Here is a 13,276-nt window from a genome sequence, read left to right as displayed (position 1 = left end):
GGCCCCGCACGCGCCGCCGCCCCCGGCGGGCCCCGGAGGACCCGCCGAGGGCGGTGGTCGTACGGCACGGTCACGCGGTCACGCGACCGGGGATCGTCACTCGGTGGCGATCGCCCGCAGGATGTTCATCCGTCCCGCCCGGAACGCCGGGATCAGCGCCGCCAGCAGGCCCACCAGGGCGGACCCGATGAAGACGATCACGATCACGCCCACCGGGATCTCCAGGACGTCGATCCCCTCCAGCGCCATGACCTGCTGCGAGGCCCAGCCCCAGAAGAGGCCGAGGGCGACGCCCAGGATGGCGCCGAAGAGCGCGATGACCACCGATTCCAGGCGGATCATCCGGCGCAACTGTCGGCGGGAGAGCCCGATGGCGCGCATCAGGCCGATCTCCCGGGTGCGCTCGACCACCGACAGTGCCAGCGTGTTGATCACGCCCAGCACCGCCACGATGATCGCCAGCGCCAGCAGGCCGTAGACCATGTTGAGGATCATGCCGACCTCGCTGCGCACCAGTTCCTTGTAGTCGGCCTGGTCGCGGACCACGAGCTGCGGGAACGGTTCCAGCGCCGTCTCCAGCGACGCCTTGGCCTCGGCCTGGAGCCCCTCCTCGGCCATCGCGAAGACGGCCCACGGGAGCGGCATGGCCTCGTCGGATACGAACTCCTCCGCCGTGGGGATGCCCATGTAGGCGTAGTCGCCCTCGATGGCGGCCCCCGCCGAACGGGTGATGGCCCGCAGGGTCAGGGTGGTGGAGTCACCGCCCTCGACCACGACCTCCACCTCGTCGCCGATCGCCAGATCCCGGGCCTCGGCCACGCCGGTGGTCACCGTGAAGCCGCCGGGCGCGAGGGCCTCGTCGATGTCCCCCTCGGCGACATCGACGGCGAAGACCCGCGGGTAGTCCGCGTCGACCATGCCGAACCGCTGGGCGAAGGGCTCGTCGGCGTCGGCCGTGGTGATCTCGGCACCGATGTCGCGGTACTCGGAGGTCGCCGTCAGGTGCTCGGCCTCCCCCATCGCCGCGATCGCCTCCGGCATCACCGGCATGAAGTTCTCGCTCTGGACGATGAAGTCGGCGCCGATGGTCTCGTCGATGGCCTTGTCCGTGGAGGCCACCAGGGAGGCACCGGCCACCGCCAACGCCGACACCAGCGCGAGGCCGATCATCAGCGCGGAGGCGGTGGCACCGGTGCGCCGGGGGTTGCGCATGGCGTTGCGCTCGGCGAGCCGGCCGATGGAGCCGAACCAGCGCAGCAGCACCGCGCTCAGTCCGCGGATCACCAGTCCGACCAGCGCCGGGGCGGCGAGCACCAGGCCGACCAGGGTCAGCGGGATGCCCACCCCCAGGAGCTGCCCCGCGGCGCCGGAGGACTCCGTGCCGGTGACGGCGAGCAGCGCGGCGGTGCCGAGCACCAGCAGCACGGCGCCGATCGCGGCCCGGATCCGGCCCGCCTTCGCGTCGCCGGGGTTGCCGGCGTCCTGGAGCGCCGCCATCGGGGTGATGCGGCCGGCCCGGCGGGCGGGGATCCAGGCGGCGATCAGGGTGACCGTGACGCCCAGCACGATGCCGGTGACCGGCACCGTCCACCCGATGGTGAGGTCGTCGGTGCTCAGGTTCATGCCGACCGCGCCCAGGATCGCCATCAGGGCGACGGCGATGCCGATGCCGGCGAGGAAACCGAGGATCGATCCGACGACGCCCAGCAGCAGCGCCTCGATCATCACCGAGCGGTTGACCTGGCCGCGCTGCGCGCCGATGGCACGGAACAGACCGATCTCCCGGGTGCGCTGGGCGACCAGCATGGTGAAGGTGTTGACGATCAGGAAGATCCCGACCAGCAGGGCGATGCCGGCGAAGCCGAGCAGCACCCAGCGGATGATGTCGAGGAACTCGCCGAGGGCGTTGCGGTTGTCCTCCGCGAACTGCTCGGAGGTGCGCACCAGGTACCGGTCCTCGCCGACGGCGGAGGCCACCCGGTCACGCATCTCCTCGTCGGTGACCGCGTCGGTGGTGTCCACGTAGAAGGCGGTGTAGCCGTCCTCACCGCCGAGCAGGACCTCCTGCGCGGTGGGGGTGTCGACGTACAGCAGGGTGGCGCCGGGGTTGGTGATCTGGAATTCCACGATGCCGGAGACGGTGACCGCGAAGGAGCCGCCGACGCTCAGCAGCCGCAGCTCGTCACCGATCGCCACCGAGGAGGACTCGGCGGTCTGGGAGTCCACCATGACCTCGCCGGAGCCCTCGGGGGCGGAGCCCTCGACGATCTCCATGGAGCGCAGCTCGATCGGGTTCCAGTTGGCGACGATGGTGGGCGCGCCGGTGGCGGGGCCGATGTTCTCGTTCTCGGCGTCCACCGCGACGACGCTCTGCGAGTCGAGGGTGCCGGTGACCTCCTCGACGCCGTCCACGCCGCGCAGGGTGTCGGCGAGGTCGCCGGGCATGGTCTCGGGGCGGCCGGTCATCGACGGCATATCGTCGATGCCGCCGCCGGTGGCGCCCTCCTCACCCGACCCGGGGGTGACCATGACGTTCGAGGCGCTGACGTCGAAGAGCCGCTCGAAGGTGGTCTGCATGGTCGCCGTGAAGACGAGGGTCCCGCAGACGAAGGCGACGGAGAGCAGCACCGCCAGCCCGGAGAGGATCATCCTTCCCTTGTGCGCGAAGAAGTTGCGCAGGGAGGTCTTCATGACGCTCACGACGTGCGCCCCCGGGCCTCGAAGCCGCGCATCCGGTCCAGCACCTTCTCGGCGGTGGGGTCGAACATCTCGTCCACGATCGCGCCGTCCGCGAGGAAGAGGATGCGGTCGGCGTACGCGGCGGCGGTGGGGTCGTGGGTGACCATCACGATGGTCTGTCCCAGGTCGTCCACCGAACGGCGCAGGAAGTCCAGCACCTCGGCGCCGGCCCGGGAGTCGAGGTTGCCGGTCGGCTCGTCACCGAAGATGATCGCCGGCCTGGCGGCCAGCGCGCGGGCGACGGCGACCCGCTGCTGCTGACCGCCGGAGAGCTGGGCGGGGCGGTGACCGAGTCGGTCGGAGAGCCCGACCGTCTCGATGACCTGGTCCACCCACTCCCGGTCCGGCTTCCGGCCCGCGATGTCCATCGGCAGGGTGATGTTCTCCGCCGCGCTGAGGGTGGGCAGCAGGTTGAACGACTGGAAGATGAAACCGATGTTGTCCCGACGCAGGCGGGTGAGATGCTTGTCGGAGAGACCCGTCAGCTCGGCGTCACCGACCCACACCCGCCCGGAGGTGACCGAGTCCAGGCCCGCCAGGCAGTGCATGAGGGTGGACTTGCCCGAGCCGGAGGGGCCCATGATGGCGGTGAGGGCACCGCGGGCGATGTCCACGCTCACCTCGTTCAGCGCGAGGATGCGGGTCTCGCCCTCCCCGTACGCCTTGACGACGCCTTCCGCGCGGGCGGCCGATGTCCCGCCGGAGCCCCCGTCGTCTCCTGCGGTCGTCCGCGTTGCCGCCGCTTCCATGATGCTCTCCCCTGCCCGATCTTCTGACGTATTCCTTATCCCACCCCAGAGGTTAGGGTTCCGCGCGTCGTGACTCATCGCCCCCGGGAGGGAACCCCGTGGGGGCGCGGGTCATCACGTGGTCGCAGAGCCCCCTAGGGGTACCCGGTCAGGATCGACCCCGACGTAGGGGAAGGCGCAAGTCGCTCCCCCGGGGGACCGGGCGCGGACGAGCCGGAAGCGGCCGGCGGCGGTGTTCCCGGAACCCCGCCGAAGCCCTCCCCGTCGCCGTCCCGCCCGGTTCCATTCCGCCGGGGTCGCCGTCCCGCCGGCTCCGGGCGTACCGGCGGGAGCCATGACCTGCGGATGTGTTCCTCGCGTCGCACGCGCGTCACCACCGGTTCACCGGCCGGCCGGCAACGCGTCTCCCCCGGCGGATACCACTGACGGGCCCTCTCCGGACGCCCCCGGCCCCGGTGGACCCGTGCCGAGGGAGCCGTGGCCCCGATCGGGGGGACGTTCCGTGCCCCGGCACTCCCCTGCCGCGTCCGGGGTTCGGCGCACCCCGCCGGCCCCACCGCCCCCCGGGGCGGGCGACCGGGCACCGAAACCCACCACCGACCGGGGCACCCCGATCCCGCCCGGGACGTTGGAGAGGGGCACCGCACCATCAGCGCACCACACGGGGCCCGACCGGGTCGGACCCCGGCGAAGGGACCGTTCACCATGGACCATGCCGGCACCCGGCCGCGCGTCGTCGTGTTCGCCGATTCGGACAGCCGTTGGAAGTGGGCCGCCCTCACGGCCCGCCGGCTGGCGCCGGACCACGCCCTGGACGCCCGCTTCCTGCGCGGCGACAGCGCCCCCTCGGAGCGGCAGATCGCCGAGGTCGGGATCGCCCCCGACACCTCCCGGATCGTGGACTGCGCCGACCTGCTCGAGGACCCGGCCTGCGCCGACGCCGACCTGCTGGTACTGGGCGTGACCGGCGGCAGCGTCATGACCGTCCTGCACGGCCTCTCCCGGCGGTGGGCCGACCGGACCCGGCGCCCGGTCGTGGTCACCGGTTACGTCGGCGTCGCCTACGAGAACCAGGTGGACGGCACGATGCTGCGCATCGGCTCGGACGTGGTGCTGGCCAACAGCGCGCACGACGCCGACCTGTTCCGTGAGGTGTACGCGGGGGTGGGTGCCGACCCGGAGGCGATCGTGGAGTCGGCCCTCCCCTACCTGGACGGCGCGCCGTGGGACCCGGCCGCCGCCGGCCGGGACCGGCCCTTCACCGTCTGCTTCGCCGTGCAGCCGTCCGTGCCGGCCGGCCGGGGCGACCGGCTGGCCCTGCTGCGGCGGCTGCGGCAACACGCCCTGCTGCACCCCGGGCGCGAGGTGCTCGTCAAACTGCGCAACCGGCCCGACGAGGGCGTGACGCACGTGGAACGCCACTCCTACCAGAAGCTGTTCGAGGAGCTGCCGGACCGCCCGGCGAACCTGTCCCTGCGCTACGGCGACATGGGGGAGATCCTCGACCGCACCGACCTGCTGGTGACCGTCAGCTCCACCGCCGCGATGGAGGCCGTGCACCGGGGCATACCGGCGGCGATCATCACCGACTACGGCATCCGCGAGGCGCACGGCAACCACTTCTTCGTCGGCTCCGGCCTGTTGGCCTCCTTCACCGACCTGGACTCCGGCCTGGTGCCGAGGGCCGACCCCGCCTGGGCGGCCCGGCACGGTCTGGGGCGCACCGACCCGTGGGAGGAGGCACGGGCCCGGATCGCCCGACTGCGCGCCGCCGGCCCCCTGCCACCGCTGCGTCCCCACTACACGGCCGCGCACCACGCCCCCTACCTGGAGCCACTGCTGCGGCGCCGGGGCATCGGCCCGGACGGGGAACGGGTTCGGGCACCCGAGCCGGCGACGGTCGGCCCGGTGCGGCGGATGGTGGTGCGCGGCGCCGGCGGACTGTACCGGTTGGGGCGGCGGCGGGTGGCGCCGACCATCCGGCGGCTGGCCCGGGGCTGAGGCCGGAACGGGCGCGGGCGGGATGCCGGGCCCGGCGTCCCGCCCGCCCCGAACGGCGGGCCGGCGGCCTCCGGGCACGATCGGTGGGGACCGGCGTCGACGAACAGGTGGTCACGGCCTCCCTCTGTGCCTAAGATCACGCCGAGTGCCGAGTCAGTTCCCACCATCGGACCCACCGCCGGGAGCACCCAGTGAAGCGTCGCACGTCCGCACTGTCCGTCTCCGCCGCCGCGCTGCTCCTCGCCGCGCCGCTGCTCACCGGCTGCGCCGGCGACACCCATCCCGGGGCCGCCGCCGTGGTCGGCGGCGAGCGGATCACCATCTCCGAGGTGCAGAGCCGGGCGGCGGCCGTACGGGAGGCGCAGCGCGCCACCGCGCAGGGGGACATCCTGGTGGAGGAGACCCCCGCGTTGCAGCGCCAGATGCTGGGTCTGATGATCTTCCACAACCTGGTCGAGCAGGCCGCCGAGGACGCCGGCGTCGTGGTCACCAACCGCGAGGTGCAGCAGGAGCGCGCCGCGCTGGAGGAGCAGTTCGGCGGCCCCGAGGGCCTGGCCGAGGTGGCGCTGGTGGGGCAGAACGTCCCGCTGACCGAGGACCAGATCGACGGCCAGTTGCGCGTCGGCCTGATGGTGGCCGGTATCGGGGGCGGTGGCGAGGAGGGCAACGACCGCGTCTACACCCTGCTGAGCAGCACGGCCGAGGAGATCGGAGTGGAGGTCAACCCGCGCTACGGCACCTGGGACGTGCACCAGCTGGGCCTGGTCGACGCCGAGGTCCCCTGGCTGCGGGGCCCCTCCGAGGACGCGGATACGCTCGGCGGGTGAGCGGTACACACCCCCGTCGTTTCCCCGACCCCGATCTCCCCGGCACCACCGGCGTTCCCGGTGCTCCCGGCGTCCCCGCCGGTGTCCCCGATGATCCGGCCGGCGCCGGAACCCCCGGCGTCCCCGACACCGACGCCGGTCGGCTGGTGCTGCTGACCAGCAGCCACCGGGTCGCCGCCGGCCTGCTGTCCGCCCCCGCCTGGCACGAGCTGCGCGCGGCGGACCGGGTGCTGTGCCGCGACCCGGGGCACCCGCAGCTCCCCCACCTGACCGGCGCCGGGATCGCGGTGACGGTCACCCCGGCCGACGGTTTCGACGCCCGCGAGGTGACCGACCGCTGCGCCGGGGGTCGCACGGTGGTGGTGCTCGCCGCGGCCGATGGCGAGCGGCGACTGACCGACGGCCTGGCGCGGTTGGCCGGATCGGGCCGCGCCGGGGTGCCGGACCTGGAACTGCTCCCCGGCTCCTGGGACCTGCCCGGCGCCCGACTGCTGGACCTGATCGAGGTGATGGACCGGATCCGGCGGGAGTGCCCGTGGTCCTCGATCCGTACCCACGCCGACCTCGCGCCGTACGGGCTGGAGGAGGTCCACGAACTGGTCGAGGCGATCGAGGCCGGTGACCGGGCCGAGATGCGCGAGGAGTTGGGGGACGTACTGCTCCAGGTCGTCTTCCACGCCCGGATCGCGGAGGAGAACGCCGAGGAGCCGTTCTCGATCGACGATGTGGCCGGAGGCATCGTCGCCAAGCTGATCCACCGCCACCCGCACGTCTTCGCGGACGCCCGGGCGGACACCCCGGACGAGGTGCGCGAGCACTGGTCGCGCACCAAGGCGGCGGAGAAGGCCCGCGGTTCGGTGACCGAGGGCGTGCCGATGGGGCAGCCTGCGCTGGCGCTGGCGGCGAAGCTGTCGGCCAGGGCCCGTACGGCCGGGCTGCCCGCCGCGCCGCCGGCGAGGGGGGCCGGCGGGTCGTCCGGGGTATCCGGGGCCGGGTCGTCCGGGGACAGCGCCGAGGACTTCGGACGGCGGTTGCTCGCCCTCGCCGCCGAGGCCGAGGCCGCGGGGGTGGACCCCGAATCCGCGCTGCGCGCCGCCGCCCGGCGCTACCGCGACACCCTGCGCGTCGCCGAGACCGAACGCGGCGCCGCCGGGTAGCCGGCTCGGCGCCGGGGACACGGGCGACGACCCGGGCCCCGAAGGCCGGCACCGGGGACCCGGGATCGAGGCGGCGGGGACGACCCGTCGCCGGAACCCCCGGTTCCCCCACCCGGCCCCCGTCACCGAACACCGTCGGTGCGGCGCCGGGAAGACGACCGAGGCCCCGGAGTGCGAACACCGGGACCCGCGGCCGGGACCCGCCGGAACCACCGGGCGGCCGCCGGAATCGACCCCAACGGGGACGACCCGTCGCCGGAACCCCCGGTTCCCCCACCCGGGCCGTCGGTTTCCCTCGCCGTCACCGCACACCGCCGGAGCCGACGCGGGGCGAAACGGGCCGCCCTCATCCGGGGGCGGACCACTCGGAGGGCGGGGCCGCCCCGGCCTCCCCGGCTGTCCGCCCGTCCGCCCGTCCGCCCGGCGACTCGCCGGAGCCGGCTGCGGCCGTGTCCCGGACCGGAACCGGTCGAACCCGCGTCCGATCCGCCCGGCACGCGGGCGTTTCCACCGATTGGTGTCGGTCACCGCCCCTCCGTCGGCCCCCGCCGCCCCGTGCCGGCGCCGACGAGAGGTCCTAGGCTGTGCCCGAACAGGACTGACCAGCAGGGGGCAGACGCCATGACGACAGGCCGGCTCGGACAGCAGGCCGCGCCACCGAACAGGGCCTACGCCGGCCAGGTGGTGCGCTTCCCGGACCCGGTGCGGGCCGGCCGGTACCCCGAGGGCGTGCGGGTGGACGACTCCGGTTACCCGGACTTCTCCCCCTACGCCCGGGCGGCGGCCGAGATCGCCGACCCTCCGGAGGGCTTCGGCGTGGACGAGCTGCGGCTGACCGACTACGTCTCCGCCAACGCCGCCCTGCGCGCCGCCGGACACGAGCTGTGGGCCGACCTGCCGGCCGTCGCCACCCCGCACGGCTGGACCTGGCACCACGTGGCCGGCACCCGTCGCCTGGAGCTGATCCCGGTCGAGGTCAAGGCGTTGATGCGGCACCACGGCGGCATCGCCACCAGTCCGGTGGACCACCACAAGCGCGGCACCCGGCCGCTGGCGGAGACGCGTCCCGCGCACTTCACCGTGCCGCGCTCGGTCGCGGTGCCGGAGGAGCGCGTCCGGGCGGTCGAGGAGAAGCTCGGCTACCGGCTGCCGGACTCCTACCGGTCCTTCCTGCGGGCGGCCGGCGGCAGCGCCCCGCGCGGGGTCGCGCTCTACGCCGAACTGGGCATCCTGCTCGACCAGCCGTTCTGGACTCTGCGCGACGAGCCGGACGTCAACGACCTCGTCTACGCGAACAAGTGCCTGCGGGACCACCTGACCAAGGACTACCTCGGGGTGTGCTTCGCGCAGGGCGGCGTCCTGGCGGTGAAGGTGCGTGGCAGTGGTGCCGGCTCGGTGTGGCTGTGCCCGCACGACGACGCCCGTGACCGCGACGGGGTCGGGGTGGAGGAGCGCATGGCGGAGTTGCTGCTGCCGTGCGCGGCCGATTTCGACGAGTTCCTGCTGCGGCTGGCGGGCAATCCGCCGGAGCTGACGACCGTGGCCGATCTGATGGTGGACGGCGGGTTCGCGCGCTCCGTCCCGGTGGAGGGGTGAGGCGCCCGATGGTGACCTTCGCGCAGGCCCGTGAGCGGGCCGAACAGTGGGTGTCGGAGTCCGATCCGCAGGCGGCGCGCCGCGAGGTCGGGATGCGGGAGTTCGACCGGGGCTTCGTCGCCTGGGCCGAGGGCCCGGTGGGTGCCCCGACCGCCGGCGGGAAGCTGGTGATCGCCCGGGACAGCGGGGAGACCACGCTGTGGCCGGCGTTGCCGGTGGACGAGGTGATCTCCGCCTGGACGGTCGAGTACGGCGCCTCGGGTTCCGGCGCGGCACCGGCCCCGACCCCGGTGGAGTCGATGGACCTGGAGAAGACCTCGTTCCTGCTGACGCCGCCGCAGTGGTTGCAGGACGCGGCCGATCGGGCGGGCATCCCCGACCAGCGGCCGGACGCCGGAGCGACCGACCCGTCGGGACCTCCCTCGATCCCGGCGGCCCCGGTGCCCCCGACACCGCCGGGCGCGTTCGGATCCCCCGGTGCCGGGACGGGTGCGGGGACGACGCCGCCCCCGGCCCCACCGGTGCCCGCCACGCCGACCGGCGGCTCGCCCTGGGACGCGGCCGACACCTCCGGCAGCGGTGACGGCGCCGAGTCGGTCGCGCCACCGGACACCGTGTACTCCACCCCGGTGTCGCGCGAGGACACCCCACCGCCCGCGGGCGACTCCGGCTCCTTCGCCGGCCCGGGCCCCGACCGGTCGTCGGGGGGCGGGTTCGGTGATCGGCGGAAGTCCGGCGCCGAGCCGCCGGCCGGCGGTGCCGAGGCCCGCACCTCGGTGCTGCCGCAGGGCAGCGCGCTGCCGAGGACCGCCGTGCAATCCTCCGTGCCCCCCGGCCTCCTGGACACCCCCGGCCCGGGTGTGCCGCCGCCCCCGGGCGCGCCCGGCACCCCCGACGCCCACCCGCGGCAGGGACCGGAGGAGGGGGAGAGCGGCTACGTGCCGACCCAGATGGTGTCGGCGGACAGCCCGCAGGCGCCGGTACGGGCGGCGACGCCCCCACCGCCGCCGGCCCCGCCCGGTCCGCCCGCGCAGAACGAGGTGCACCACGCCGCGACGGTGCTGGCGCACAGCACGCCGGTGCCCGCTCATCCCGGGGCGGGCACCCCGCCCCCGCCTCCGCCGCCCCCGCCCGGTGGGCACATGATCCCGCCCCCGCCCGCGCCCGGGCCGCCCGGTGGCTACGGGTATCCCGCGCGGTCCGAGGTGCCCGCGGTGGGCTCCGGCTACATGGCGGTGCTGCGCTACCGCGCGCCGGACGGCTCGGAGCAACGGTTGATCCGCCGCTCGGCGCCGGGCATGCCGCACCCCGAGTGGCAGCTGCTGCACGAGCTGCACGCCCTGGGGGTGCCGGCCGGCCAGGCGATCGAGCTGCACACGGAGTTGCAGTCCTGCGAACTGCCCGGTGGGTACTGCGCGCGGATGATCCGGGAGACCTGGCCGCAGGTCCGGATCACCCACACCGCCCCGTACGGCGCGGACCTCGCCTCCCGGCAGGCGGGGGTGCGGCACCTGGTGGAGCACCAGGACGAGCTGGAGCAGTACGCCGACGGCCCGCCGCGCGCGGTGCCGGTGCGCGCGCCGGTGCCGCAGCAGCCCACCGCCCCGGCGGTGGGGCTGGACGTCATCGGGCAGGAACTGGCGCAGTCCTACGGTCCGCAGGCCGTCTACCACTGGGAACAGCAGGCGGTGGCCCGTCAGGGCGTGCCGGACATCGTGGCGCAGACGCTGGTCTGGTCGGGGCTGCCGGTCGGGATCGGACCGTTCTTCTGGGCGCACGTCCAGCCGGGACGTCCGATCCCGACGCTGGCGGAGCTGGCGCAGGAGCGCGGCGTGGTGCCGGCGATGGACTCGGGTTCGTACCTGGTGCTGGGCAACGACTTCGGCCGGCAGCTGTGCGTGCAGTACGGGACCGCGCACGTGGTGGCGGTGCCGTTGGAGGGCGGTCCGGGCGGGCAGCCGGCGCCGGTTCGGTTCGTCAACACCTCGGTGCCGCAGTTCGCGCGGTCGCTGGCGATGCTGGGGCGGATGTGGCCGCTGCGGCACGGACTGACCCCGGAGCAGGCCGGACGCTGGACGACGGACTTCCAGACGCAGTTGGTGACGCTCGACGGGCAGGCGCTGGCCGACCCGGAGAGCTGGTGGTCGGTGCTGGTCGAGCAGATGTGGGACGGGTTGCTGTAGGTCCGGCGCCGGCCCCGGGTCCCCCTCGGCACGGACCCGTCCGTGCCGAGGGGCCGGTTCGGGAGTGATCACGCGATCGTCCCCGAGCCGGCCCCTCCCGCGTGCCCGGGGCCGGGCCGGCGGGGGCGGGTCCCCGGGCCGGCGGGACGTGCCGGCCGGATGGCACGGGTGTGACGCACGCCCGGGTGTTCGTCGGCGGCGTGAGGGGCATCCTGAGAGGAGGTTTTCGTCTTTTCGTCCGTTAGGCGCATCGGGCGGGGGCGGCAGTGGGCGACGGCGATGAAGGAGGGCCCCGTGAACGCGACCCCGGGGGCGGAGTTCGACCGGGTGGGACTCTTCGAACGCGGCTACCGAGCCGAGCAGGTCGACGCACGCCTCGCCGAACTGGCCGCCGACCGGGACGCCCTCGCCCGACGGCTGGCCGCCCTCGTCGCCGCCGAACGCGAACTGACCGGGGAGAGCACCCGCGCGAGCGCCGCCCGGGAGGCCGCCGCCGACCTGCCGCACGAACGATGGGCCGCCCTCGGCCGACGCATGGTCGAACTGCTCGAGGAGGCCGACGCGCAGGCCGAGGAGCTGACCGGGGAGGCCGCCGAGGAGGGCCGGCGCGTCGCCGAGCGGGCCGCCGCCGGGGCCCGCGCCCTGCTCGAACGCGCACGGGAGGCCGCCGCCGAACGCCGCGCCGCCGCCGAGGCGGTGGCCGACCAACGACTGGCGGCGGCCCGCGGGGAAGCCGACCGGATCGCGGCGGAGGCCCGGGAGGAGGCCGAGCACCTCCTCGCCGCCGCCGGGGAACACCGGGACCGCCTCGCCGCCGAGAGCGCCCGCGCCGGGACCGGGCGCCGGGAACTGGAGAAGCGGGCCGAGGAGACCCTGGCCGCCGAACTGGCCGCCGCCGAGGAGGCCGGGGCCCGCCGCGAGAAGGAGACCCTCGGATACGCCGAGGACCTGCTGGCCCGCCGACGCGAGGACCACGCCGCGGCGACCCGCGAGGCGCGGGCCCGTCAGCGGGAGGCCGAGGAACGGGCCGCCGGCCTCCTCGCCGAGGCCCGGGGCCTGGAACGGCGGGTGGAGCGGGAGACCGCCCGACTGCTGCGGGAGAACGAGGAGCGGGCGGAGGCCACCCGCGAACACCTGCGGCAGGTCAGGCGCGCGCTGGCGGCCCTGACCGGCCGCGCCCCCGAAGACGGCGAGGACACCGGGGACACCGGGGACGGCGAGGACGGCGAGGACGACGGGAAGCACGGTGCCGCCGGGGTGGGGGCCGCCGACGACGGCACCCGGGGGACCGGGGCGTCCCGAACGGAGGCGGGGGTTCCCGGCGAGGCGGACGCACCGGGAACGACCGGTCATCCGGCGGACGACGCCTCCGGCCCCACCGGCCCGGAAGCGAGCGGCACGGACGGAGCCGTCCCCCGCCCCGACGGGGCCGGGGACGTCGGAGCCGATCGGGTCACCGGCCCCGAGCCGACCCGGGAGGTGCCGGCCACCGACCCCGAGCCGGCGGCCGTGGCCGACGAGGGGACCGAGGGGACCGTGACCGCCGAGGGGACCGTGACCGCCGACGGGGCTGACGGGGCTGACAGGACCGAGGCCACCGACGGGGCTGACGGGGCTGACGGGGCTGACGGGGCCGACGGGACCGTTCCGGCCGGCCAGAACACCACCCCGCCCGACACCGACACCGAAGCGGGCACCGGGGACGGGCGCGGTGCGCGCCCCTCGCCCCGGCCCGGGGCCCCGTCGAACGACTCCTCCCCCGAGGACGACGCCGAGGAGACGACGGAGGCGGGAACGGAGGCCGGGGCGGAGACCCCCGGGTCCCCGGAGACCGGGGGCGGCGGTGCCGGCCACCGGCGCCCCGACGGCCGTCCCGCCGCGCCCCGCACCGGCGGGCGCCGACCGGGCGACCGGGCCCCGGCCGGGCGGGGAACGGCACGTCGGCCGGGGTGAAACGCCGTCGCCCGGCGTGGGGAGTAGGGTGCGGAGGTCCGTCCGCATCACCCACCACCGCACGAAGGGCC

The 13,276-nt window shown here is 75.2% G+C and carries 8 protein-coding genes; 6 read left to right on the top strand and 2 right to left on the bottom strand.

Annotated features, from left to right (window positions below):
- Nucleotides 1–96: 96 nt before the first annotated feature.
- A complete protein-coding gene (locus tag LZF96_RS14985) occupies nt 97–2,700 on the bottom strand; it encodes an ABC transporter permease (protein ID WP_233871716.1) in 2,604 nt (867 codons plus the stop codon).
- Nucleotides 2,697–3,488 (bottom strand): ABC transporter ATP-binding protein, encoded by a 792-nt coding sequence (locus LZF96_RS14980; RefSeq protein WP_233871713.1) that lies wholly within the window; start codon nt 3,486–3,488, stop codon nt 2,697–2,699. Before LZF96_RS14980 ends, LZF96_RS14985 begins: the two co-directional genes overlap by 4 nt.
- 705 nt (nt 3,489–4,193) lie before the next feature.
- On the opposite strand from LZF96_RS14980, the gene LZF96_RS14975 reads away from it, so the two are divergent.
- The 6 genes from LZF96_RS14975 (at nt 4,194) to LZF96_RS14950 (ending at nt 13,205) form a co-directional block, all read left to right on the top strand.
- Complete coding sequence (locus LZF96_RS14975; RefSeq protein ID WP_233871710.1) at nt 4,194–5,489, top strand: DUF6716 putative glycosyltransferase; 1,296 nt, start codon at nt 4,194–4,196, stop codon at nt 5,487–5,489.
- A gap of 191 nt (nt 5,490–5,680) precedes the next feature.
- Nucleotides 5,681–6,316 (top strand): SurA N-terminal domain-containing protein, encoded by a 636-nt coding sequence (locus LZF96_RS14970; protein WP_233871707.1) that lies wholly within the window; start codon nt 5,681–5,683, stop codon nt 6,314–6,316.
- Nucleotides 6,317–6,459: 143 nt separating this feature from the next.
- Complete coding sequence (locus tag LZF96_RS14965; protein WP_233871813.1) at nt 6,460–7,473, top strand: MazG family protein; 1,014 nt, start codon at nt 6,460–6,462, stop codon at nt 7,471–7,473.
- Between the two features lie 621 nt (nt 7,474–8,094).
- Nucleotides 8,095–9,069, top strand: a complete 975-nt coding sequence (locus LZF96_RS14960) for an HNH endonuclease (RefSeq protein WP_233871704.1) — start codon at nt 8,095–8,097, stop codon at nt 9,067–9,069.
- Between the two features lie 8 nt (nt 9,070–9,077).
- Nucleotides 9,078–11,252 carry an SUKH-4 family immunity protein gene (locus LZF96_RS14955; RefSeq protein WP_233871701.1) on the top strand — a complete coding sequence of 725 codons (2,175 nt, stop codon included), beginning with the start codon at nt 9,078–9,080 and terminating at the stop codon, nt 11,250–11,252.
- 294 nt (nt 11,253–11,546) lie between these two features.
- Nucleotides 11,547–13,205 (top strand): hypothetical protein, encoded by a 1,659-nt coding sequence (locus tag LZF96_RS14950; RefSeq protein ID WP_233871825.1) that lies wholly within the window; start codon nt 11,547–11,549, stop codon nt 13,203–13,205.
- The last annotated feature ends 71 nt before the right edge of the window (nt 13,206–13,276 follow it).

It is taken from the genome of Streptomyces sp. ST2-7A (assembly GCF_021390475.1).
Classification (GTDB): Bacteria; Actinomycetota; Actinomycetes; order Streptomycetales; family Streptomycetaceae; genus Streptomyces.
This window is presented reverse-complemented; position numbering and strand designations above follow the sequence as displayed.